The 25272-nt window shown below is 61.1% G+C and carries 16 protein-coding genes and 1 tRNA gene; 6 read left to right on the top strand and 11 right to left on the bottom strand.

What is annotated here, in order from left to right:
* Nucleotides 1–2 precede the first annotated feature (2 nt).
* Nucleotides 3–1025 carry a Gfo/Idh/MocA family protein gene (locus tag Q5H93_RS08740; protein WP_305006133.1) on the top strand — a complete coding sequence of 341 codons (1023 nt, stop codon included), beginning with the start codon at nt 3–5 and terminating at the stop codon, nt 1023–1025.
* 36 nt (nt 1026–1061) lie between these two features.
* Here the strand turns inward: Q5H93_RS08740 and Q5H93_RS08735 are convergent, their stop codons facing one another.
* The 7 genes from Q5H93_RS08735 to Q5H93_RS08705 form a co-directional block, all read right to left on the bottom strand.
* A complete protein-coding gene (locus Q5H93_RS08735; protein WP_305006132.1) occupies nt 1062–1316 on the bottom strand; it encodes a hypothetical protein in 255 nt (84 codons plus the stop codon).
* Between the two features lie 16 nt (nt 1317–1332).
* Nucleotides 1333–2796 carry an efflux transporter outer membrane subunit gene (locus Q5H93_RS08730; RefSeq protein ID WP_305006131.1) on the bottom strand — a complete coding sequence of 488 codons (1464 nt, stop codon included), beginning with the start codon at nt 2794–2796 and terminating at the stop codon, nt 1333–1335.
* Nucleotides 2797–2813: 17 nt separating this feature from the next.
* On the bottom strand, nt 2814–5987 hold the full coding sequence (locus tag Q5H93_RS08725) for an efflux RND transporter permease subunit (RefSeq protein WP_305006130.1): 3174 nt from the start codon (nt 5985–5987) through the stop codon (nt 2814–2816).
* 132 nt (nt 5988–6119) lie between these two features.
* Nucleotides 6120–7247: an efflux RND transporter periplasmic adaptor subunit gene (locus Q5H93_RS08720; protein ID WP_305006129.1), complete on the bottom strand. Its 1128-nt coding sequence runs from the start codon at nt 7245–7247 to the stop codon at nt 6120–6122.
* A 65-nt stretch (nt 7248–7312) separates the two neighbouring features.
* A complete protein-coding gene (locus Q5H93_RS08715) occupies nt 7313–7570 on the bottom strand; it encodes a hypothetical protein (protein WP_305006128.1) in 258 nt (85 codons plus the stop codon).
* Nucleotides 7571–7701: 131 nt separating this feature from the next.
* A complete protein-coding gene (locus tag Q5H93_RS08710; protein WP_305006127.1) occupies nt 7702–9066 on the bottom strand; it encodes a sensor histidine kinase in 1365 nt (454 codons plus the stop codon).
* Between the two features lie 9 nt (nt 9067–9075).
* Entirely contained in the window at nt 9076–9753 is a 678-nt protein-coding gene (locus tag Q5H93_RS08705) for a response regulator transcription factor (RefSeq protein WP_305006126.1), read from the bottom strand.
* Nucleotides 9754–10002: 249 nt separating this feature from the next.
* On the opposite strand from Q5H93_RS08705, the gene Q5H93_RS08700 reads away from it, so the two are divergent.
* On the top strand, nt 10003–12180 hold the full coding sequence (locus Q5H93_RS08700) for a bifunctional alpha,alpha-trehalose-phosphate synthase (UDP-forming)/trehalose-phosphatase (protein ID WP_305006125.1): 2178 nt from the start codon (nt 10003–10005) through the stop codon (nt 12178–12180).
* Between the two features lie 383 nt (nt 12181–12563).
* The gene (locus tag Q5H93_RS08695) at nt 12564–15938 is read left to right on the top strand and encodes a fibronectin type III domain-containing protein (protein WP_305006124.1); all 3375 of its coding nucleotides are present in this window, start codon (nt 12564–12566) and stop codon (nt 15936–15938) included.
* A 118-nt stretch (nt 15939–16056) separates the two neighbouring features.
* Here the strand turns inward: Q5H93_RS08695 and Q5H93_RS08690 are convergent, their stop codons facing one another.
* On the bottom strand, nt 16057–17097 hold the full coding sequence (locus tag Q5H93_RS08690) for a LacI family DNA-binding transcriptional regulator (RefSeq protein ID WP_305006123.1): 1041 nt from the start codon (nt 17095–17097) through the stop codon (nt 16057–16059).
* A 263-nt stretch (nt 17098–17360) separates the two neighbouring features.
* Here Q5H93_RS08690 and fbaA point away from each other — a divergent pair, with 263 nt between their 5' ends.
* Nucleotides 17361–18440 carry a class II fructose-bisphosphate aldolase gene (fbaA, locus tag Q5H93_RS08685; RefSeq protein WP_305006122.1) on the top strand — a complete coding sequence of 360 codons (1080 nt, stop codon included), beginning with the start codon at nt 17361–17363 and terminating at the stop codon, nt 18438–18440.
* Between the two features lie 71 nt (nt 18441–18511).
* On the opposite strand, the gene Q5H93_RS08680 is transcribed toward fbaA, so the two are convergent.
* Nucleotides 18512–19138 (bottom strand): hypothetical protein, encoded by a 627-nt coding sequence (locus tag Q5H93_RS08680; protein ID WP_305006121.1) that lies wholly within the window; start codon nt 19136–19138, stop codon nt 18512–18514.
* A gap of 140 nt (nt 19139–19278) precedes the next feature.
* Between Q5H93_RS08680 and Q5H93_RS08675 the strand changes: the two genes are divergently transcribed.
* Both Q5H93_RS08675 and Q5H93_RS08670 read left to right on the top strand, forming a co-directional pair.
* On the top strand, nt 19279–20868 hold the full coding sequence (locus Q5H93_RS08675) for a glycerol-3-phosphate dehydrogenase/oxidase (protein WP_305006120.1): 1590 nt from the start codon (nt 19279–19281) through the stop codon (nt 20866–20868).
* A gap of 355 nt (nt 20869–21223) precedes the next feature.
* Nucleotides 21224–24814, top strand: coding sequence for a PAS domain S-box protein (locus tag Q5H93_RS08670; protein ID WP_305006119.1), 3591 nt, complete (start codon nt 21224–21226; stop codon nt 24812–24814).
* 35 nt (nt 24815–24849) lie between these two features.
* Here Q5H93_RS08670 and Q5H93_RS08665 read toward each other — a convergent pair.
* Both Q5H93_RS08665 and Q5H93_RS08660 read right to left on the bottom strand, forming a co-directional pair.
* A tRNA-Met gene (locus Q5H93_RS08665) sits at nt 24850–24926 on the bottom strand.
* Nucleotides 24927–25032: 106 nt separating this feature from the next.
* Nucleotides 25033–25227, bottom strand: coding sequence for a hypothetical protein (locus tag Q5H93_RS08660; RefSeq protein WP_305006118.1), 195 nt, complete (start codon nt 25225–25227; stop codon nt 25033–25035).
* Nucleotides 25228–25272: the final 45 nt, after the last annotated feature.

Below are 25272 nucleotides of genomic sequence, written 5' to 3'. Positions count from 1 at the left end.
GCATGAGCGACTCTCCCATTTCCACTGCGCTGCTGGCCTACGGCATGTCGGGCAAAGTTTTTCACGCCCCTTTTCTGGTGCTGCATCCCGGCTTTTCGCTGGATGCCGCCTTGGAGCGCAACGAGCCTAAAATTCAGCACGATTACCCTAGCGTGCGCAGCTACCGCAGCCTCGATGAGCTGCTGGCCGACCCCACGCTGGAGCTGGCAGTGGTGAACACGCCCAACAATACCCACTTCGACCTAGCCCAGCAGGTGCTACTGGCCGGCAAGCACGTACTAATAGAAAAGCCTGTCGCCACTTCCACCGCGCAATTCGAAGAGCTATGGGCGCTGGGCCAACAAGTCGGCCGCCACGTATTCGCTTATCACAACCGTCGTTGGGACAGCGATTTTCAGGCCGTGCGCCGCGTAGTGGAGAGTGGACAGCTGGGCCAGCTGATTGAGGCGCATTTTCGCTTCGACCGCTACAAGCCGACGCTCAACACCAAGGCATTTAAAGAAACCCTCATCCCCGGCAGCGGCCTGCTCTACGACCTCGGCCCCCACCTGCTCGACCAAGTCATCAGCCTGTTCGGCCAGCCGCTGAGTGCTACCAAGACGCTGGGGCAGAATCGTGAAGGCTCACAGGTCGATGACTTTTTCAATCTGCACCTGCGTTATGCCAACGGCCTGAATGTGTGGCTAACCAGCAGCCTGCTGGTGGCCGACCCCGGCCCGGCTTACGTGCTGCACGGCACCCGGGGCAGCTACCGCAAGCAGCGCACCGACCCGCAGGAAGCGCAACTGCTGCAAGGTATGTCGCCCGCCAGCCCAACCTACGGCCATGAAACCACGGGCCAGGAAGGCGTGCTAACGCGAATGAACGCTGATGGCACATCACAAGTGCTAACCGATATGGCACCGCATGGCGACTACCGGCAGCTGTTTGAGGCGGTGTACCAAGCCATTCGGCACGGAGCAGCTTACCCGATTCGGGAAGAGGAGTTGCGCTGGCAGAATGAGATTCTGGATTTGCCGGTTTAGCAACTGGTGAACAGACGTGGTTAGCCGGCAGCCCGCTTATAAGGGCTCCTGGGCGGCCCTTTCCAGCAACTCATCCACACTCTCGGGACGGGGGCCAATATAGTGAAACGTTGGGCTATACAAGTCCCCGGAAAACACTTCTATCCGGTTTCCCTCGGTTGGCAGGTACACGCGCAGGCTGCCTTGCAGGCGCATCAGCACGTAGAGCTGGCCAGCTACGTAGCGCGAGTCGCTGGGCACCCATTCGGCACGCAGGAAACCGGCCTGCAGTAAATCATCGGAGCTTATCATTATACTTGAGGTCAGTTTATTGCACTAAATTTGGCTGGGCGTTCCAGCCGCCACCGAGGGCGCGGTAGAGGGCCACAGCCTGCAGTAACTGGGCCTGGTGCAGCTCAGCCAGGGTCAGTTCGGCGTCGAGCACAGTGCGTTGGGCGGTAATGATTTCGAGGTAGCTGGCGTAGCCGGCCACTTGCAGGTCGGTAGCCGTGGCCACGGCCTGGCGCAGCACGGCCACTTCCTGACGGCGCAGCTCGGCGGTGGCGCGGTAGTTTTCGAGCCCTTGCAAGCCGTTGCTGACTTCGCGCACACTGGTTTGCAGGGTTTTCTGGTAGGCATAGTATTGCTCCAGGTTGGCGGCCAGTGAGCGTTGATACTCTGCCTTGAGGGCCCGGCGGTTGAATACCGGCGCGGCCATGCCGGCCAGCACGCCATACACTATCGAGCCGGGCTCGAAGAGTAACGAGGTGCGGAAGGCCTGCACGCCCGCATAAGGCGTGAGCGTGAGTGCGGGCAGAAAAGCGGCGCGGGCTGCGTCGAGGTCAGCCCCGGCGGCAGTGAGGTTCAGTTCGGCCTCGCGCACATCGGGACGGCGCAGCAGCAGACGCGAGGGCAGCCCCGCCGCCAGCTGCGTCGGCGTTTGTATCGCCATCAGGTCATTGGGGCGGGTCACGGGCTTCGGATAGCGGCCCAGCAGCTGGTTGAGCTGATTTTCGGTTTCGGCGATGCGCTGCCGCACCTCAAAAGCCAGGCTGCGGGTACGCAGCACCTGCGCGGCAAACTGTTGCACAGCCAATTCGGTGATGGTGCCGGCCTGCTTCTGCACCTTCATTATTTCCAGCGAGCGCTGCTGCAGGTCAGTATTGCGCTGCAAAGTATTGAGCTGGTTATCCAGCTTTAGCAGCTCGTAATAATTACGGGCTACTTCGGCTACCAGGTTCGTCACCACCAGGTTGCGGCCCTGCTCCGAGGCTAGCAGGCGCGAGTAGGCAGCGCGGCGGCGGCTCCGCAGCTTGCCCCACAGGTCCACTTCCCAGGAGCTGCGCAGCCCCACAAAATAATCGGGCGTGATAGTGGTTGGGATGCGGCGGTTGCCCTCCACATTGCTGGAGAGGTTGGTATCGTAATTACCAACGCCGTTAAGCGTGTACTGGCCGTAGCGGTCGAGCCCGACAGCGGCTCCGGCACTTACCGAGGGCAGCAGCGGCGCGCGGCTGTTGAGCCAGCCGGCGCGGGCCTGCTCCACACGTTGCACAGCTTGGCGCAGGTCGAGGTTGTGGCCCAGAGCGGTGTCGATGAGGGCCACGAGAGTGCTGTCGGCGAAAAACTGCCGGACGGGCAGGTCGCCGATGCTGGCGCTATCGAGCGGCGCGGCGCCAAGACGATAGCTACCGGGCAGCTGCGCTACCTCGGGCTGCGGGCGCGGGGCCGCCACCTGGCAGCCGGCCAGGGCGCTGAGGGAAACTATGAATAGGAAGACGAAACGTCTCATGATTTTCTTAGAGTTAGTTAAGCCGGCACCGCCTCGCGCTCAGCCTCTTTTACTTCGACCGCCTTCTTGTCGCCGTCCTTAGCTACGACCTTAATCAGCCCCGCAAACAGCACGTACAGACCCGGGATGAGCACCAGCCCGAACAGCGTGCCGATGAGCATACCACCCGCCGCCGCCGTGCCGATGGAGCGGTTGCCCAGCGCCCCGGCGCCGCTGGCCACCACCAGCGGCACCAGTCCGGCGATGAAGGCAAACGACGTCATCAGAATAGGCCGCAAACGGGAAAACGCGCCTTCTACCGCTGCCTCCAATACCGGCGTACCGGCCCGGCGCCGCTGCTCGGCCACCTCGATGACGAGGATGGCATTCTTGCCCAGTAGGCCGATGAGCATCACCAGCGCCACCTGGGCGTAGATATTGTTTTCAAGCCCCAGGAGCTTCAGCGACAGGAAGGCGCCAAACACGCCGGTGGGCAGACTCAGCAGCACCGGCAGCGGCAGCAGGAAGCTTTCGTATTGCGCCGCCAGCAGCAAATACACGAAAATCAGCACCATCCCGAACACGTAGATGGCTTGGTTGCCCGACAATATTTGCTCGCGCGTCATGCCGCTCCACTCGTAGGAATAGCCCTTCGGCAGCTCCTTTTTGGCCACTTCCTCAATGGCTTTGATGGCCTCGCCGGAACTGTGGCCGGGCGCGGCGTCGCCGGTGAGCATGGCTGAAGTGTACATGTTGTAGCGCGTGAGCTGGTCGGGACCGTACACGCGCTCCAGCCGCACGAAGGTGGAATAGGGAACCAGCTCGCCGCGGTCATTTTTCACGTAGAGGGCCAGCAGGTCCTCGGGCTTGCTGCGGTACTCGGGTTTGGCCTGCACCATCACCTTGTACATCTGACCGAAGCGGATGAAATTGCTGGCGTAGTAGCTGCCTAGCATAGTTTGCAAGGTACTCATAGCCTGGTCGATGGTCACGCCTTTTTTGGCCGCCATCTCCTGGTCCACGTGAATCATGTACTGCGGGAAGTTGGGGTCGAAGCCGGTAAAGGCGCTGCCGATGGCGGGCGTTTTGGCCAGCGCCTCCACGAAATGGTCGGCTACTTTGGCCGTTTGCTGCAGGTCGCCGGTGCCGGATTTGTCCAGCAACCGCAACTCGAAACCACTGGCGTTGCCGAAGCCCGGCACCGTAGGCGGCGGGAAAAACTGGATGTCAGCATCGGCCAAGTGCTTGGTTTTGGCTTCCAGCTCGGCAATCAATTCCGTCACCGACTGCTCTCTATCGTCCCAGCCCTTGAGGTTAATCATGCCCATGCCGTAGGAGGCGCCGGTCACGTCGTTCAGCAGGCTGTAGCCCGCCAGGGTCGATACCGACTCCACAGCGGGCAGCTTGTCGGCCACCTTTTGTACTTCATCCAGAATACGTTCGGTGCGCTCCACAGTAGCCCCCGCGGGCGTAGTTACGTTTACATACACCATGCCTTGGTCCTCCGTGGGGATGAAGCCGCCGGGCAGAATCCGGTTGACGCCCCAGGTGGCGGCGCAGAACAGCAGCAGGGCCGCCAGCGTGACCACGCGCCGCGCCGCCACGGCATTCAGGAACGTTTTGTAACGCCCCGCCAGCGCATCGTAGCGCTTGTTGAAGCCGCCGAAGAATTTGCCCAGCAAGCCTTTGCGCTCCTCCCCTGCCGCCACCGGCTTCAGCATAATGGCACAAAGCGCGGGCGTGAGGGTCAACGCATTAATGCCCGAAATAACAATGGCAAACGCCAGCGTGAGCGAAAACTGCCGGTAGAACACGCCCACCGGCCCGCTCATGAACGATACCGGCACGAACACCGCCGACATCACCAGCGTGATGGCAATGATGGCGCCGCCAATTTCCTTCATAGCCGCAAATGTGGCTTCGCGGGGGGCCAGGTGTTCATCGTGCATCTTGGCGTGCACGGCCTCCACCACCACAATGGCGTTATCGACCACAATACCAATGGCCAGCACCAGCGCAAACAGCGTCAGCAGGTTGATACTAAAGCCCAACAGCTGCATGAAAAACAGCGTGCCCACCAGCGCTACCGGCACCGCCAGCGCCGGGATGAGCGTGGAGCGAAAGTCCTGCAGAAACACGTACACTACGATGAATACCAATACGAAAGCCTCCAGCAGCGTCCGCAGCACTTCGTGAATGCTGGCGTCGAGGAAGCGCGACACGTCGTAGGCAATGTTGTAGGTCATGCCCGGCGGGAAGCTGCTTTCCTGCAATTCGGCCATGCGGGCCTTCACGTTGGCAATGACTTCGCGAGCATTAGAGCCCGGCCGCTGCTTGAGCATGATGGACGCCGACGGCTGCCCATCGGTTTTGGAAGCCATGCCGTACGACAGCGTCCCAAATTCCACGTCAGCCACTTCTTTGAGTTTGAGCAGGGAGCCGTCGGGCTCGGCGCGCAGCACGATATTGCGGTACTGCTCGGGCTCGAAGAGCTTGCCGGTGTAGCGCAGCACGTATTGCAGCACCTGCGCCTGGCCACCCGAGCTTTCGCCCGATTTGCCGGGCGCGGCCTCCACATTCTGCGCCCGAATGGCATTGATAACTTCCTCCGTGCCCACATTGTAGGCGGCCATGCGGTCGGGCTTCAACCACACGCGCATCGAGTATTCGCGCTGCCCCATGATTTCGGCAAAGCCCACGCCGTTGATGCGCTTGAGCTCCTGCAGCACGTTGATGTCGGCAAAGTTGTAGATGAACTGCTCGTCCATCTTCGCGTTGTCGCTCATCACATTGAGGTAAAGCAGCATCGAGTTTACCTCCTTCTCCGTCGTCACCCCAGCCTTGATAACTTCCTCCGGCAGCTCGTCCAGAATGGTCGTCACGCGGTTCTGCACGTTCACGGCCGCCAGGTCGGGGTCGGTGCCCACTTCGAAGAAAATCTGAATGAGCGTTGTGCCGTTGTTGCTGCTCACCGACGACATATAAGTCATGCCCGGCACGCCGTTGATGGCGCGCTCCAGCGGCGTGGCCACGGCCTTGGCGCACACTTCGGCGTTGGCGCCGGTGTACTTGGCCGTCACCGTCACCGAAGGCGGCACGATGTCGGGAAACTGCGTGATAGGCAGCGAGAACAGCGCCAGCACGCCCAGTAGCGTTATCAGCAGCGAGATAACGAGCGAGAGGACGGGACGGCGGATGAATATATCGAACATATCTGTTTTTTAAGTCGTTCTGACGGTCAACCCCACCCCCGGCCCCTCCCCTTCGGGAGAGGGGAACCTAACAATTCAGGTCGTGCATGACCGGCTCCCCTCTCCCGAAGGGGAGGGGTCGGGGTTGCGCCGTCAGGGGGTGAGGTCCCGCGGCCGAATCACTTGCCCATCCTTGAGCCCCTGCGTGCCCTCATACACAATCCGGTCGCCGGCCTGCAGCCCGCTTTTCACCACGTAAGACAGTCCTGTCCGCTGCTGCGGCTCGAAGGCGTGCATCTTCACCCGGTTCTGCTTATCAAGCAGGTACACGTAGTTCTTATCCTGAATTTCAAACACCGACTGCTGCGGCACCAGCACCGCATCGGGCCGCACATTGGCCAGGCGCACCCGGCCCGAAGCCCCGTGCTTGAGTAGCCGTTTAGGGTTGTCAAAACGAGCGCGGAAGGCAATGGAGCCGGTGTTTTCGTCAATCTCACCCTCTACCGTTTCCACGTATCCCGGGTGGGCGTAGCGGCTGCCATCGGCCAGCAGCAGCGTCACGGTATCGGAGTTGGCGCGCTCGGGGTGGCGCTCGCGGGTTTTTACATACTCCAGGTACTCAGCCTCCGACACGTTGAAGTAAGCAAATACCTCGCTCAAGTCGGACACCGTCGTCAGCAGCATTCCATTCTCAATGAGGCTGCCCACCTTCAGCGGAATGCGGTTGATAATGCCGTCGAACGGCGCCCGCACCAGCGTGTAGCCCAGGTTGAGGCCAGCGGTACGCTGGCTGGCGCGGGCGCCGTTGGCGGCGGCCTGGGCAGCGTGGAGCTTGGCCTGGGCCAGCCCCAACTCGCTTTTGGCAATAATATTCTTATCTACCAGCAGCTTCACTCGCTCCAGCTGAAGCCGGGCGGCGGTAACGTCGGCCTCAGCACCGCTTTCGCTGGCCTTTGCGCGGTCAAGCTGGTTGCGGTATTCGCTGGGCTGGATGCGGAATAGCGGCTGGCCCTTCTTCACCAGCTTGCCCTCATCCACAAAAATCTGGTCGAGGTAGCCGCGCACTTTGGCGCGCACCTCTACGTTGCGTTCGGCCTCAATATTAGCCACGTACTCGTGGAACAGGCGCTGGTTGGCCGCCACCAGCGTGGTTACGGGCAGGGTGGGCACGGCGGGAGCGGCTTCTTCCGGCGTTTTGCCATCGGCCGAGCAGGCGCTTACTGCCACGGCCAGGGCCAATAGCCACAGCCCGGTACCCAAGCCATTCAGAGCAAACAACATTTGATTCTTACGCACAATGATTTGTTTTACAAAGTCCTTCACCAAAAGCCCCAAAGTGAGTGTAACTACTCGCTGGCGTGCAGTGCCAGCGTATCCGACGCAGAAGCCATACTCTGACAGCGGGCCAGCTGGCGGCGGGCCCGCACCAGCTCGCTCTCGACCGCCGCTAACTCTTCGGCATCAGCCGACTCTTCCTGCTCCCCCGCTGCTGTGCTGCCACGCAGCAAATAGAAGTTCAGCCCTGTTGAAAGCACTAAAACTGCCGTAAGCAGGTAAACAAGAATGCGATAACGCGTATCGGTAGCGGTACGGGCGCTGTTCATAGCCACAAAGGGAGGCATGCGGTATTAAAACCGGATGAAAGCGGTATTAGAAAACCTTAAAATGGTGCAAACCCGCCTTTTTGTAGTGCAGCACGCGGCCGGGCCCGACGGTTCCACAGCCTTTTAAAACCTTACCCTACTGGCAGCCACACGCGCGCCGTCGTGCCTTGCCCTTCCACCGAACTCAGCTCTACCCGTCCGCCGTGCAAGCGGATAATCTTCTGCGTCAGCGGCAAACCCAGGCCGCTACCCTGTACTTTAGCCACGCCAGCCGCCCGAAACAGTGGCTCAAACACCAGCCGCAAATCGGTGGCCGCAATGCCCGCGCCACTATCCTCTACACTCACCAGCAGCGTAGTAGCATTGCTGTAGCCCAACTCTACCGTCACTAGACCAGTCGAGTATTTAGCCGCGTTATCAAGCAGATTCAAGAGCGCCGTGGTGAGCAGTTGCGGATTGCCCCGCAAGGCAAAAACGTCAGAGTCGTCCGCTGGCAGCTGCCCGAACGTTTGCCGGAATTCCCGGCCCGGGTATTTGCCCTGCGCGTAGCCAATAGCCTGACTTAGGCACTCATCCAGGCGCACCGGGCGCTGGTCAAGCGCGGCGGCATCGGTGCGGGCCAGCGTAAGCAGGCCATTAGTAAGGTCGATGAGGTGGCGCACATCCAACAGCGCCGACTGCATACTGTACTGACTGTCGGCCAGCGTTTTGTCGTAATCCAACGACGTTTCCAGTGTGCCTTGCAAGGTGGTGAGCGGCGTGCGCAGCTCGTGCGAAGCGTTAGACAAAAAGCTGCGCTGCGCCTCAAAAGCGTGCTGCACCCGTCCCAGCATCTGATTGAAGGTAATGGCAAGCTGGGCAATTTCGTCGCGCTGGTTGCCCTCATCCACGCGCTGGCTGAGGTTGGAAGCGTTAATCTGCTCCACCTGCGTCACCACGCGAGCTACCGGGCGCAAAAACTCATTCGCAAACAGCCAGCCTGTCAATATAATAAGCAGCAACGCACCCACATTACCCACCACCAGTACCAGCGCCAGCTTATCGATATTCGCCCACCCCAGCTCATCCACCGACGACACGAAAATCTGGTAGGTCTGCCCCGTGTAAGCGTAGCGTAGCATCACCGTTTCGCGCCGCCCTTCCGCCACCGTTAGCCAGTTTTGTTGCTCCGCACCAAGCTTATACTGTTTCTTGAATAAGCTATTAGCCGTCGTAGTGTCGCTGGTGTAAAGCAGCCGCCCACCCGGCCCGTAGATGCTGATGAGCTCCTGCGCGGTCGTCAGCAGGTCGCGCGCACGCAGCTCGCTGCCGGTATTACCAAGTGGGCGGCGGCGCAGTAGCACCCGCCCCACCAGCCCGGCCTTGCTCAATAGCCGGGTCTGGAAGCGCTGCTGCCGGCCCTCGGCCTGAAAGTAATAGACAAAAGCCGAGAACGCCAGCAAGATACCCGCCACCAGCAGTGTAAAGCGCAGTACCAGCTTGGTCCGGATAAGCATGATTCCTGGCTATTCGTTGACCCGCAGCACGTAGCCCATCCCCACTACCGTGTGAATGAGCTTAGGCGTAAAATCCCGGTCTATTTTTTTGCGCAAATAACTCACGTACACGTCAATGATATTCGTATTCGTATCGAAGTTCAGCTCCCAGACGCGCTCCGCAATATCTACCCGCGACACGATGCGGCCCTGATTGAGCAGCAGGTGCTCCAGCAGCGAATACTCGCGGGTAGTGAGGTCGATGCGCTGCCCGGCGCGGGTCACGATTTTGGCGTCGAGGTCGAGCTGTAAGTCGGCCAGTTTCAGCAGGCGCTGGCCCTGCAGGGCGGCCCGGCGCTGAGTGAGGGCGCGGGCGCGCAGCAGCAACTCTTTAAAGGCAAATGGCTTGGCCAGGTAGTCGTCGGCGCCGGCCTCGAAGCCCAGCACTTTGTCGTCGAGGCTATCGAGGGCGGTGAGCAGCAGCACGGCCATGTTGGGGTAATCGGCCCGGATGCGGCGGCAGATTTCCAGGCCGCTCAAGTAGGGCAGGTTCACGTCGAGGATGGCCAGGTCGTAGGCGCGCTGCTGGGCCATCGACCAGCCGGCCTGGCCGTCGTAGGCCACGTCGATTTCATGCCCCTCATTTTCAAAACCTTTCTGAATGAAAGAGGCTAGGCGAGCTTCGTCTTCTACGAGGAGGATGGTCATGGAAATGCAGGAGTTGGGGGAACAATAGCCGCCGGCCGGGGTTCTAACTAACCCCGCTGGCCTGGTTTAGCATACGGGAAGCGGCCGAAAACCGGAGTAAATATCCGTCGCCGCGCCGGGTTTTGGTGCCGCGTTATGCCACCTTTCGCCACTCGCGCTAACCCAAATTTCTGGCTGATTCCGGTTTTCCCGCGTACATCTAAACGCTTAGCATCTGACAACTATCTTATGTCGAAAACAATAATCCTTATGTTGAAAACAATAATCGTCTCCAACCGCCTCCCCACGAAAGTCTTACGCGCCGACGATAGTCTCACGTTTCAGCCCAGCGAAGGCGGGCTGGCCACGGGCCTGGGCTCCATCTACCGGCGGGGCGACAACGTGTGGGTGGGTTGGCCCGGCTTGTTCGTCAACGACCCCGCCGAGGAGCAGTATGTCACCGAGCAATTACAGGCCGACAGCATGGCCCCGGTCTTCCTCACCGAAGCCGAAATCCGCGACTACTACGAGGGCTTCAGCAACTCTACGCTCTGGCCTACCTTTCACTATTTCACGCAGTTTGCCACCTACGAGCAAAGCCACTGGGAGGCCTACGTGGCCGTGAACGAGAAATTCTGCCAGGCCGTGCTGGCCCAGTCCGGCCCCGACGACACCATCTGGATTCACGATTACCAGCTGTTGCTGCTGCCCGAAATGCTGCGCCGCACCCGCCCCGAGGCCAGCATCGGCTTTTTCCTGCACATCCCGTTTCCGTCCTACGAGCTCATCCGGGTATTGCCCTGGGCCGCCGAGCTGCTGCGCGGCGTGCTGGGCGCCGATTTAATTGGCTTCCACACCTTTGGCTACATGCGCCACTTCCTCAGCGCGGTGTCGCACACGCTGGGAATCACGGCTCACAACGGCCAGCTCGAAGTGGGCCAGCGCGCCGTGCGCGTCGATGCCTTCCCGATGGGCATCGACTACGAGCGCTACGCCCAAGCCGCCGCCTCCGAGGCCGCCCAGGCTCACGAGCGCACTTACCGCGAAGCCCTGCGCGACACCCGCGTCATTCTCAGCATCGACCGGCTCGACTACACCAAGGGCATTGCCCAGCGGCTCCGGGCTTTCGAGCTGCTGCTGGAGCGCTACCCCGAGTGGCGCGAGCAGGTCAGCCTCATCATGCTGGTGGTGCCCTCGCGCGACCAGGTAGCGCAGTATGCTGCTTTGAAAGAGGAGATTGACGAGCTAACGGGTCGCATCAATTCCCGCTACCGCACCATCAGCTGGAACCCGATTCAGTATTTCTACCGCTCGCTGCCGCTGGAAGAACTGGCCTCCCTCTACCGCCTGGCCGAAGTAGCGCTGGTGACGCCCATGCGCGATGGCATGAACCTGGTGGCCAAGGAATTCATTGCCAGCAAAGCCGACCAGCGCGGCGTACTCATCCTTAGCGAGCGGGCCGGCGCCGCCCGTGAGTTGTCCGATGCCCTCATCATCAACCCCACCGACACCAGCCGCCTCGCCGAGGCCCTGCACGATGCCCTGGTGATGCCCGAGGACGAGCAGCGCCAGCGCATGGCCGCCATGCAGGCACTGGTGGAACGCTACAACATTTTCTCCTGGACCAAGCTCTTCCTCAACCAGCTGGCTTACACGAAAATCAAGCAGCAAACCCTGGCTACCGAAACCCTCGCGCCCGCCCCCACTACCCAGTTGCTCGAAGCCTACCAGGCAGCCAGCCAGCGCCTGCTGCTGCTCGACTACGACGGTACGCTGATGCCCTTCCACGCCGACCCGCAGCAGGTGCAGCCCGACCAGGAACTGCGCCTGCTGCTGCGCGCCCTCACCGACCTGCCGCACACCCGCGTGGTCATCATCAGCGGGCGCGACCGGCATACGCTGGAGCAGTGGCTGGGCCACCTGCCCGTCGATTTCATTGCCGAGCACGGCGCCTGGCTGCGCGCTGCCGGCGAAGAGTGGACCACGTTCCAGACCCTGCGCAACGACTGGAAGCGCGAACTGCGCCCCGTGCTGGAGCTCTACGTGGCCCGCACTGCCGGTTCCTTTATCGAGGAAAAGGAATACTCCCTGGTGTGGCACTACCGCCGCGCCGACGCCGACCTCGGCGCCGTGCGCGCCCGCGAGCTGCTCAACCACCTGGCCTTCATGACTGCCAATACAGACCTGCAGGTAATGGAAGGCAACAAAGTGCTGGAAATCAAAAATGCCGGCATCAACAAAGGTGCTGCCGCCACCCGCTGGCTCAGCTACTACACCCCTGATTTCGTGCTCGCCCTCGGCGACGACCGCACCGACGAGGACACCTTCCGCGCCCTGCCGGCCGAGGCGTTTACCGTGCGGGTGGGCTCGGCGCCGCACTCGTCGGCCCGATTCCACGTCGCCTCGCCTACGGAGGTCCGGCAGTTGCTGCGGAAGCTGATTGTGTGAGAGGAGTAATGCCCCTGCCTTCGTCAAGAGGAAGTATGTCATCTGACTGATAATGCTCCGGTTTCCGTAGCGACGATTCGTGCACGAGCATTTTCTGGAGCAGGCGCACGGCTGGGAAACCCGCAGTCCGCAGCCCTGGTCAATGATGATAACGCTGGGTTGGGGAGAATATCAGCCTTTAGGACAAGAGAGAACTTGTAATTCAAGTTCTTTCCTGTATAATTGGCGGTTCATTTCTCACCAATTACTCCTAAATTATGCCCAGGACTACCCTTGGCCTGACTTTCACGTTATTAGCCGGCCTCCGATTGCCATTTACCAGCAGCAGAAGTTGCCTGCTTGCGAGTACTCTACTGCTGCTCTCCGCATTTGGGCAACGTGCAATGGCCCAGTGCGCTCCGCCGAGCAATCTGGCAGTTAGCGCCATCACCGGTAGCAGCGCGCAACTCAGCTTTACGACCAGCAGCACGGCCCAAACCTACACCATTACTTATACTTCGACCGGCAGTAGCGGAACGGTGACGACAGTGACGCCGGCCCCGACCGCCTCGCCGGTGCCGCTGACGAACCTGCAGCCGCTGACCAACTACACCGTGACGGTGATAAGCAACTGTGCCGGCGGCAGCTCCAGTGGCGTCACGACCAGTTTCGTCACCAGCATCGCCAACGACGACCCCTGTTCGGCCACCCCGCTGTCGCTCAGCGGTGCTACCTGCCAGTCGACGGCCGCCTCCAACTCCTTTGCCACCACCACCGCCGCCAACGGCTACGACCAGCAGGGTTGCGGGGGCACGGCCACGCCGCGCGACGTGTGGTTTACGTTTACCACGGCCGCCAGCGGGCCCGCCAGCACCGGCGCCACCATCTCCGTCACGGGCAACCCGGCCGGGCAGATTCGCTTGTTCTCGGCCGCTTCCTGCAATGGGCCGTTCACCGATATTGCCTGCTCCAGCAACACGCAGCCCGGCACCCGGCCCGCGCCGCCGCTTACTGTGGCGGGCCTTAGCCCCAGCACCACCTATTATGTGCGCGTGGCCAGCAACGACGCCGTGACAACGGGCGCCTTCACTATCTGTGTGGCCGACCCACCCAGCTGCGGCGACCCTAATAATCTGACGGTTACGCCAATCAACGGCACTTCGGCCACCGTTACGTTTCGGCCGGGCTTTGGCAATACCAGCTACGTCGCAACTTACACAACGGCAGCCGGGCCAGGCCTTACAGTTTCGCCCGCGCCCACCGGCTCGCCCTTTACGCTGAACAACTTGCAGCCGCTGACTGCTTACACGCTGACGTTGCAGGCCCGGTGCGCCGGCGGGGCCCAGGGTACCGTGCTTACCCAGACTTTCACCACGCCCCACCCCTACGACGAGCCCGCCACTGCGCGGGCGCTACCGCTGGGCGGCAGCACCTGCACGCCCGTAGCCGCCTCCACCCAAGGCTCGACCAGCACCGTAGCCAATGGCTATGCCTCCTTCGGCTGCATGCCCGCTATCGGTTCCAGCGATGTGTGGTTTACGTTTACCACCGCCAGCACCGGCGCGGCCAGCACGGGCGCTACCATCACGGTGGGCAACGCCACGCCGCCGCCCGCCGGAGCCGCTCCGGCCAGCGAAGTACGGGTGTTTCAGGCCCCGACGGGGCCCACCGGGCCGCTGACTCCGCTGGCCTGCGCGGCAGGCGCCAACAATGCGCCGGCGCCGCCGCTGGTAGTGGGCCAGCTGCAGCCCGGTACTACTTACTACGTCCGCGTCCGCAGCAGCAGCATCGCGAACACCGGCGCGTTCACCATCTGCGTCACCGACCCGCCGGCTTGCCCGGCCCCGCAAAACCTGACGGCCAGCCCGGTGGGCTCCACCTCGCAGCTCATCAACTGGGGCAATGCGGGCGGTGGCGGCGGCACGTTTACCGTTGAGTATGGCCCCACGGGCTTCACTCCCGGCACCGGCCAGCAAGTCGGCGGCCTCACGGGCACCAGCACCACCCTCACCGGCCTCACGCCCGGCGCTACCTACCAGGTATATGTGCGGCAAATCTGCGGCCCGACCAGCAGCAGCACGCTGGTGGGCCCGGTCAGCTTCACGGTGCCGCTGCAAAGCAACGACGAACCTTGCGGCGCCGTGGCGCTGGGCCCGGTCGGCGCCACCTGCACGCCCATCAACGCCTCCAACGTGGGCGCTACCGTCACCAATCCGAACGGGTATCAGAATCCGGGCAACTGCGGGGTGGGAGGCTTCAATCCTAACGATGTGTGGTTTACCTTCACCACTACGGCCACCGGCGCCGGCAGCACCGCCGCCACCGTGCAGGTAACCGGCAATGCCGCCGGGCGCTTGCGGGCCTTCAGCGCCAGTTCCTGCAACGGGCCGTTCGCGGCCATTGGCTGCTCGTCGGGGGCCAACAATAATATGGTGGCCCCGCCGATGGAGCTAAGCCAGCTCACGCCCGGCACTACTTACTACGTGCAGGTATCAGGCTTCGGCCCTGTCGACCCCACCGGACCGTTTACCATCTGCGTCAGCACGCCGCCGGTGTGTGCTACGCCCACCACCGTGCGGGTGGATAACATTAGCAGCTCGGCGGCGCAACTGACGTTTACGGCCCCGGCCGGCAACACGGGCTATACCGTGACGTACGCGCCCATCGGGGGTGGAACCCCGGTTACCGTAACACCCACGCCCGCTGGCTCGCCCGTGGCGCTGGGGCCGCTCAGTCCCAGCACGGTCTACACCGTTACGGTGCAGGCACAGTGCGCCGCCGGCCAGGGAGCCCCGGTCACGGTGCCGTTTACCACGCCTGGCGTCGCGCCGGTTAATGACGAGTGCGGCGGGGCTATTCTGCTCACCTGCGGGCAGTTTGTTTCCGGCAACCTAGTTAGTGCTACCCGCACCAACGACCCCAACGTTCGTTGCGGTAACGGGATAATGCAGGGCGCGGGCATTTTCTATCGCATCGTGGGCACCGGCGACAGCATTGTAGTAAGCACCTGTAACCCTGGCACTAACTACCCTTTTGAGATGATGGTATTCACCGGCTCCTGCTCCAACCTGCAATGCCTGACCGGACACCGCCCTAACATAGCTTGTTTTCCAAACCAGGCCTTTGGCAATACCGTAGGCTTCAGAACCAACGTTGGTGCTGATTACTATTTATTTATCAGCCAGAATAATGTTGGTCCCAACCAGCGTTTCCAGCTGTCGGTGCAATGCCTGGCGTCGCAGTGCCCCGCCCCTAGTGGGGCTGCCGCCAGCCAGCTCACTCCTACTTCGGCCTCAATAAGCTTCGTCGCTCCCGCTGGCACGCCGCCCACCAGCTACACCATCACGGCCATCCCCGGCAATGGCAGTGCTCCTGTCGTGCTGCAAAGCCCAGCCTCACCCGTAGCGCTGAGCGGCCTGCTGCCCGGCATTTCCTACACAGTACTGGTGCAAACACGGTGCGGCAGCGGCTTCAGCCCGGCCACCGCCACCGTGGCTTTCCTGACACCGCTCAGTTCGCGGACGGCGGCGCTGGCAGCGCAGGTCGAGCTGTACCCCAACCCTGCCCACCACACGGCTACGTTGCGCTTGCCCGCAGCCCTGCGGGCGGCGGCCACGGCAGCGCTTTATAATGGCCTGGGGCAATGCGTGCGCGCCGTGCCGCTGCCCGCCACCGATACGCCGACAGTGCTGGAGCTGCAACACCTGCCCGCGGGCATGTACCTGCTGCGCCTGAACACGTCGCAGGGCCCCGTCCTCAAGCATTTGCTGGTCGAATAGCTTAAACGTTCAAAGCGCCCCGGATGCAGGAGAAATTCTCCTGCATCCGGGGCGCTTTGAACGTTTAAGCTATTCTGAAGCTGTTCGTTTTCGTCAAAACAAACCTGTTTCGCTCAGGCTACTCCGGCTTGCGCAGCGACGATTCGCGCACGAGCAGCTTGGGACGCAGCACCACGTTGCGGGGCTGGGCCTGGCGGTCGGGGTTGCCGTTGAGCATTTTCTGGAGCAGGCGCACGGCTGAGATGCCCATCGTTTCGCAGCCTTGGTCAACGGTGGTGATGGTGGGCTCGGTGAGGCTGGTGAAAACCTCGTTGCTGAAGCCGGCAATGGCCATGTCCTGGGGCACGCGCAAGCCCTGAGCTTTGGCGGCCTGCATCGCCCCTACGGCGGCTAAGTCGTTGGAAGCAAATACGGCATCGGGCACGTTAGACTGCTTGAGCATGCGCTTCATAGCGGCGGTGCCGGTTTTCTGGTTCAGCTCCATCACCGAAATCAGGTCCTCGTCGATTTCGAGGCCGTGGGCGGTGAGGGCGTCGCGGTAGCCCTGATGCCGGTTTTTGTGGATGTTGATGTGCAGCGGGCCGGTGAAGTGCGCAATGCGCGTGCAGCCTTGCTCGATGAGGTGACTAACCAACTGATAGGCACCTTGATAGTCGTCGAGCATCACGGCACTCACGTTGTTACCGCGAAAGCCTTCCACGATACGGTCGAAGAATACCAGGGGCACATCCTGGCTGCGCACGGCATCGAAGTGGCCGAAATCCTGGGTGGTATTCGACACCGATACCAGGATGCCCTCGACCTGCGAGTTCATCAGCAGGTCGATGTTTTTGCGCTCCTGCTTCACGTCCTCGTTCGATTGGCAAATCATGACGTTGAAGCCGGCCTTGCTGGCTTCCAGGGCAATACCGTTGACGACCTGCGGAAAGAAGTTGCCGGTGATGTGGGGCACCAGCACGCCGAGTGTGTTGCTGCGGCCGCGGCGCAGGGCGGCGGCCAGCTGGTTGGGCTGGTAGCTGAGCTCTTCGGCCAGCTCGCGCACGCGCTTTTTGGTGGCCTCGCTCACATCGTTGTGGTCGGCCAGCGCCCGCGAAATGGTAGAGGTGGACAAGTTCAAGGCCTTGGCCAGGTCGGTAATGGAGGCGCGACGATTTGCCATTTATTTTAATTCTTTATCCGGGGGGCTCACAGTTCAACAATGCGGCCAATTTACTGAATTTCCAGCCGATAAGCTGGCCGCTGCCGGCGAAGGTTCCGAAGGAGCCCGCGCATGACAGCGAGCAAATTAATACATTGCAGCCAAAATCAAGCTTTGCCAACCGGCTGCCTCCGCGTAATGTTGTAGGTTAGTGCTGCAAAAGCTCCGCGCATTCATCGCGTGCGCGGTTCCGCCCGTCATTTTTCCCCACATTTTTCCCCATCATGGCCGAACAGCTTGTTTCTCTCCGCGCCGGCGTCCTGCACGGCGACGAAGTACAGTCCCTTTTCCAATACGCCAAGGATAACGCCTTTGCCCTGCCCGCTGTGAACGTGACGGGCACCAACACCGTGAACGGCGTGCTCGAAGCCGCCAGCGAGCTCAACTCGCCAGTTATCATCCAGTTTTCGAACGGGGGCGCGCAGTTTTTCGCGGGCAAATACCCGTCCAACGACGGCCAGCGCGCCAGCATTGCCGGCGGCATCTCGGGGGCGCACCACGTGCACGCCATGGCCGAGCTCTACAACGTGCCGGTGATTCTGCACACCGACCACGCCGCCAAAAAGCTGCTACCCTGGATTGACGGCCTGCTCGATGCCGGCGAAAAGCACTTCGCCCAGACCGGCCAGCCGCTGTTCAGCTCGCACATGATTGACCTGTCGGAAGAGCCGATTGAGGAAAACATCGAAATCTGCAAGCGCTACCTCGAGCGCATGGCCAAAATCGGCATGACGCTCGAAATAGAGCTCGGCGTGACCGGCGGCGAGGAAGACGGCGTGGACAACTCCGATGTGGACAGCTCGAAGCTCTACACCCAGCCTTCGGAAGTAGCTTATGCTTACGAAGAACTGCTGAAGGTGAGCCCGCGCTTTACCATCGCCGCGGCCTTCGGCAACGTGCACGGCGTATACAAGCCCGGCAACGTGAAGCTGCAGCCGAAAATCCTGCACAACTCGCAGGAATACGTGCAGGAGCACTTCCACACCGGCCCCAAGCCCATCAACTTCGTGTTCCACGGCGGCTCGGGCTCCAGCCAGGAGGAAATCCGCGAAGCCATCGGCTACGGGGCCATTAAGATGAACATTGACACCGACTTGCAGTGGGCGTTCTGGGAAGGCATCAAGAACAACTACGTGAAAAACGAAGGCTACCTGCAGGGCCAGATTGGCAACCCCAGCGGCGCCGACTCGCCCAACAAGAAGTACTACGACCCGCGGGTGTGGCTGCGCGAAGGCGAGAAAACCTTCGTGAGCCGCCTCAAGCAGGCGTTTGAGGATTTGAACGCCGTGAACCGCCGGTTCTAGCCTGCTGGCATTTTAACCCTAAAAAGCCTCTCCGATAGTATCGGAGAGGCTTTTTCTGTTGTTAGGCGTTGCTACTTCGACAGCCCAAACGTAACCCCGGCCGATAGCTCGAAGCTGCCCGGGGCAATGGCATTCACAACGTCGCGGGTGATTTGATACTGTGGCTCATAGCCATAGACGTAAGTTACCGGGTCGGCGCCCAGCACCACGCCGTAGCCCAGCGCTCCGATAAGGCCCACCCGGCGAAACTGGCAGCGCACCCCGCCGCGCAGGTGCACCGTGGCCGTAGGCCGGATATTTATCCGCACCTGTTCTTCCTGGTACGTGCCTTCGTTGACGGTCAGGTTGAAGTGCGTGAGGCCGGACGTGCGCGCAACGTTAGCCCCCACGAAGGGCGACACCCGCCGCTGCGGCGCAAAATAGAAGCGCGTGCCCACGCCGATTTTCCAGCCCACGCCCAGCCCGGCGCCGGCCGTCACGTCGAGATTGGGCAGCAGTAATTGACTGAAATCCAAGCCCCACCCGTAGGGGGCGCCCCAGCCAGCCGTGAGGCCCAGCGAAGTGCGCGGGTAGCTTATTACTTTGCGACTTACGCCGGCAGCGGACGTGTAATCGGGGCTGGGCGCCTCCTGCGCCTGGGCGGCTATGGTGCCCAGACCGAGCAGAGCGCCGCTTAAAAGAAGTCGACGTAAAATCATCAGAAAACTGAAATAAGCAAAGGTAGATAAAGACTGCACCAGGCTTTTGCCGTTAATAGTTTGCCGCTGGCGCATACTCTGGCAAAGGTATTCATAATGCGTCGATTGTAGCGACTTATCCATTCAGTAGCGCCCGCGACATGAGTTCCTCATCAACCCCGCCATCCTTCACCCGCCCGGACCTGCTTCGGCAGCTCAATCAGCCGATTGAATGGGACTTAATCATTATCGGCGGTGGGGCTACCGGGCTGGGCGTGGCGCTCGACGGCCTGAGCCGTGGCTACCGCACCCTGCTGCTGGAAAAAGCCGATTTTGCCAAGGGCACCAGCAGCCGCGCTACGAAGCTGGTACACGGCGGCGTGCGCTACCTCGCGCAGGGCGACCTCGGGCTGGTGCGCGAGGCCCTGCACGAGCGCGGCCTGCTGCTGCAAAACGCGCCGCACCTCTGCCAGAATCAGTCGTTTATCATTCCTAATTACGAATGGTGGGGCGGCGCATTCTACATCCTGGGCCTGAAGGCCTACGACTTGCTGGCCGGCCGCCTGAGTTTGGGCCCTACCACGCACATCGGCAAGGCCGAAGCCTTGGGGCGGCTCGGCAACCTGCGGCCGGCGGGCCTCTACGGCGGCGTGGTGTACCACGATGGGCAGTTTGACGACGCCCGGCTGGCCATCAACCTGGCCCAGACGGGGATTGAGCTGGGCGGCACGCTGCTCAATTACGTGGCCGTGCGCGGCTTGCTGAAAGACGCGCACGGCCAGATAGCTGGCGTGCAGGCCACCGACCAGGAAACCGGCCAAAGCTACGAGCTGCGCGGCAAGGCGGTGGTGAATGCCACCGGCATTTTCGTCGATGAGATTTTGCAGCTCGATGCGCCGGGCAGCCCCCGCTTGGTGCGGCCCAGCCAGGGCGTGCATTTGGTGGTGGACAAATCGTTTTTGCCCGGCCACGACGCGCTCATGATTCCCAAAACCGACGATGGCCGGGTGCTCTTTGCCGTGCCCTGGCACGGGCGGCTCATCCTGGGCACTACCGATACGCCGGTGCCGGAAAGCAGCGAGGAGCCGCAGGCGCTGGACGAGGAAATCGACTTCATCCTGCGCACCGCCGGGCGCTACCTCGCCCGCCCGCCTCAGCGCCACGACGTGCGGAGCGTGTTTGCCGGGCTGCGGCCGCTGGCGGCCCCGCAAGCCGGCAATGGTCCTACGAAGGAACTGTCGCGCAGCCACAAAATCTTGGTCTCGCCGGCGGGCCTGGTCACCATCACGGGCGGCAAGTGGACGACCTACCGCCGCATGGGTGAAGACACGGTGGACCGAATCATCGCCTTGGGCAAGCTGCCCCCGGCGCCCAGCCAGACGGCCCGGCTGCGCATCCACGGCGCCCAGGCCACTACTGATTACGGCAATCACCTTTACGTGTATGGCAGCGACCAAGCAGCTTTACAGCAACTCATTGCCACAGCGCCAGCGTTAGGCGAGAAGCTTGACCCGCAGCTTGAATTCGTGCGGGCAGAGGTGGTGTGGGCGGCCCGCCACGAAATGGCCCGCACCGTGGAAGACGTGCTGGCGCGCCGTGTGCGGGTGCTGTTTCTGGATGCGGCGGCGGCCATCCGGATGGCGCCGACAGTAGCGGCGCTGCTGGCCGGTGAACTTGGGCACGATGTGAGTTGGCAGCAGCAGCAGCTAGCCAACTTTGAGCGTGTGGCCCGGCACTATCTGCTACGATAGCAGCACAGGCACCCGGCCATACCCGGTTTATCGGCCGATTAATTATGTTTATCGCGGAAATAAGTCTTTCCATAGCGAAAAAATACGTTTCGCTATGGAAAGAAAATTCGTTTATTTACTGCTCTTTGCTACGACCAGCCAAAAGAAAGCTGTGGCCTACGGCGTGGGCATTGCTGGCTATCTGACATTTCCTTAAAAACACCGTCGAAGCACCCGTTATCAGCCACATTGACTTGACAGCGTGTGGGAACAGGAAATTAAGTTTATTCTGTTTTTTTTTACAAGTCATGAGTTTGCAGCGAAACAGCCCCCCAGCTGGTATGGCTGCTTCCCCTACCCCATCCTTGTTTCCGCTATGAATCCAGAATTACCCCACGCTGAAGCGGACTGGCGCACCCGGCTAGCGGAAACCCAGACGCACTGTGTGCAGCTTCAAACCAAACTGGCGGCGGCTCAGGCACGCATTGCGCTATTGGAGGAGCAGTTACAGGCGGCCACCAGCCGGTCCCAACGCCACTATTCGCAGCTGGCTGCGCTGGTGCAGAATATTCGGCTGGGCCTGATACTGGTGGATAACGAAAGCCAGATTCGGTTTGTCAACCAGCGATTTATCGAAATGTTTGGCCTCTCAAGCGAGAGCTTGCCTACCGACCCGGACAGCCCCATTCCCTACCACACCATAAGTATCGACCACACTTTTGCCAACCCGGCGGCCTTCACGGCACGAGCACGGGAGTTGCACCAGGCTGGCAAAACTGTTCTACAGGAGCAGTTTACTTTGAATAACGGCCGCATAGTCGAGTTGGATTACCTGGTGCTGGATGAGGAGCAGGCCGGGCGCCTCATTTGCTACCGCGACGTAACTGAGCGGTTCCAGCGCGACGGGCAACTACAGGCCATGTCTTACCTCTCCGACCAGAATCCGAACCCGATTCTACGGTTGTCGGCCACCGGGGAGCCCATTTATGCCAACCCTGCCGCCGTGCCGGTGCTGGAAGCGCTGATGACCGATATTCGCACCGAGCTGCGGCACCATTTGCTGTCGCTGGTACGGGCGGCGCTGCGGCGGCCCGTTCAGCACCAACAAACGCTGGCCGTGGCCGGGCAATACTACGTGTTTACGGCGGTGGCTACGCCCGGACAGTCCTATGCTACCCTATACCTCACCAATATTACGGCTCGGCAGCACGCCGAACAGCGCTTGGCCGAGCAGCGCCGGTTTTATGAAACCATTCTCAACCAGCTACCTATGGCGGTAGCGGTATTCGATGCCGAGCACCGCTACCTGTTTGTAAACCCGGCCGTGGAACCCGATGCTACCGTGCGCGTCTGGATGCTGGGCCAGACGGACGAAGAAGCCAGCCGCCAGCGCAAACGTACTCGCTCCACCATGCGGCAGCGCCGCACGGCCTTCGCACGGGCCCTGCGCGAACGGCGCGAAGTGACCTGGGAGGAAACCCGACGGGGCGAGCAGGAGCCACGGCATCTGCTGCGCAGTTTCCGCCCAGTATCGGGCCTGAATGGTAATTTACTGATGATTATCAGCACAGGGGTCGACATCACGGAGCGCAAGCGGGCCGAGGAACGGGCCGCCCGGCAGCAGGAATTTTATGAGTCGATTCTGAACCTGCTGCCGGTAGACGTGGCCGTATTCGACCCCGAGCATCGGTTTCTGTTCGTGAATCCGTCGAGCGTGGCCGACCCGGTGGTGCGCCGGCAAATCATCGGCCTGAGCAATGCCGACTACTTTGCCCTACGGCCGCAGCAGCCGGCCCGGCTCGCCACCCAGCGCCAGCAATATTTCGAGCTGGCCGTGCGCACCGGCACCGATGTAACCTGGGAAGAAATGCGGCCCGGACACCGGCCCAAGCTAATTTTGCGCTACCTGCGCCCGGTGTTCAACGCCGACGGCAGCCTGCGCATGGTGGTCGGCTCGGGCATCGACATCACGGCCCGCTACATGGCCGAGCAGCTGCAGCGGCAGGTGCAGCGGCAGCTGGAAGACCAACAATCATTTATTCGCCAGATTGTTGACACCCTACCTAATACACTGTACGTGGTAGATGCTGATGACAAAATAACTTTCACCAACCGCTCTTACGACCTGCTGGCCGCACAAAGCGCACCGTCGGCTACGGATTCTACCCCGACACCTCAACAGGAGATGCGCCATCTGCAGGTGCTTAATCAGCAGGTGCGCAACACCCAACAGCCGATTATGCACGAAATGCCGTTTATCCTGAACACGGGCCAAACGATGTATTTTCAGGTGCAGAAGCAGCCTATGACCCAGGCCGACGGCCGGTTGAGCATTCTCACTATCAGCACAAACGTAACGGCCATTAAGCAGGCTCGCATGGCCCTGGAGCACCGTGAGAAGCAGTACCACGACCTCGTCTACTATTCGCAGGCCCTTATCTGCACCCACGATTTGCAGGGACGCTTACTGTCGGTAAACCCGGCCATTGAGCGACTCATGGGCGTGCCAGCCGCCAAGCTGGTGGGGCACCACCTTGCCGAATCAGTTATGTCCCAACACCATGCTTCAATGCAGGCATACCTCAACGGTACACTGCCAGCAGGCTCGGACCCGCGGGTGGTAGCCATCCGCACGGCGCACGGCGAAGTACGCTACCTGCATTACTACACGTATAAAGTTGAGGAAAAAGGGTATCCGCCTTATATCGTGGCATCGGGCTACGATGTGACGGCGGGTATTCAGGCGCAACAGGCACTGCAAAAGGCTAAGCAAGAAGCCGAAGAAAATGCCCGTGCCAAGGAATCCTTTCTGGCCCGCATGAGCCACGAAATCCGGACCCCGCTCAATGGGGTATTGGGCATGGCTTCACTGCTTGAGAAAACCACCTTGAACACCATACAGTTAGAATACCTGCACACGATGCAGCACGCCGGTCAGCACCTGCTGGCACTTATCAACGACGTGCTCGACATGGCCAAAATCACCACCAACCACCTCGAGCTGCACCACGCGCCCTTCGACCTAGCCCTGGCTCTGCACGGTGCCGGCCAGACCGTGGCCGCCCTGGCCGAGCACAAGGGGTTGAGATTTTGCGTTGAGCCACTGGTAGCCAGTTGCCCCCGCGTGCTGGGTGACGCCTACCGCCTGCATCAGGTGCTGCTCAACCTGCTCAGCAATGCCATCAAGTTCACCGAACAGGGCTCGGTGCACCTGAGCGCCGAAGTGCTGCAGGATACTGCTCAGGAGCTGACGGTTTGCTTCCGGGTGCGCGACACGGGCATCGGCATTTCGCCTGAGCAGCAAGTCCATATCTTTGATGCTTTTGCCCAAGCCAGCGCTGAAACCAGTCGCCGCTTTGGCGGCACCGGGCTGGGGCTGGCCATCAGCCAGCAGCTAGTCAGCCAGATGGGGGGCGTGCTCCGGCTGAGCAGCGAAGTGGGGGTGGGCACGACATTTTCGTTTCAACTCGCCCTGCCCCACGCCCCCGAACTCACTGCAAGCGAGCACCTGCCGGTGGCGGCCAACACGAACTATGAGCAGCTACGCGGCCTGCGCGTGCTGCTGGCCGAAGACAACTTTGTCAATCAGCTCATTGCCAAGGCGGTTCTGGAGCATTGGGGCGTGCAGGTACGCGCCGTCGGCAATGGCACTGAAGCCCTGGACGAGCTGAGCACCAATTGCTACGACGCGGCCATTCTCGACATCCGGATGCCTGGCCTGAATGGCGTGGAAGTGACTACGGCCCTGCGCCAGCTACCCGATGCCACAAAAGCCAGGACACCCGTCATCGCCCTCACTGCCAACGCCTTCCAGAGCGACCGCGCTATCTATCTGGCAGCGGGCATGAATGCCTGCCTCACCAAGCCCTATGAGGAAACCGATTTGTGCGAATTGTTGCTCTTGCTAACTCGCCCGGAACCGCAAGCCGGTGAAATGTTGTCGTCCCCAGCTACCCAACAGCCTTAAAATGCGAAAAGCCTCTGAAATTCAGAGGCTTTTCCTGGGTAGCGGGGACTGGACTCGAACCAGTGACCTTTGGGTTATGAGCCCAACGAGCTACCAACTGCTCCACCCCGCACTGTTTGGTTCTGCAAAAGTACGGTTTTTATCTGAATGCGCAAGGTTTTGGGTTTAAAAACCCTCACATGTCCTTGTTTAAGCCTAATTATCAGGCTCAAATTTTTCTAAGCCCGGTCGCCAGTGGCTTTCACCAGATTGATGCCCGCAAAGAAGAAGATAAGGCCCACGCCAAAAGGCACAGCCGAATTGAGCTTGCTCAAGCCCATGCCGCCAATGCCCAGGAAACCTAGTGCCCCTACGATAATACCGATGATACCCAATACGGTGAGAATGCTGCCGAAAGTGCGTTTCTGATTCATAACGAAGAAAGTGAAAGAGGAAGGGGCAGGCATTCAGCCTGCCCG

The sequence above is a fragment of the Hymenobacter aranciens genome (assembly GCF_030580865.1).
Classification (GTDB): Bacteria; Bacteroidota; Bacteroidia; order Cytophagales; family Hymenobacteraceae; genus Hymenobacter; species Hymenobacter aranciens.
Note: the sequence above shows the minus strand (reverse complement) of the source record. Positions and strands in the feature narration are given on the sequence as shown.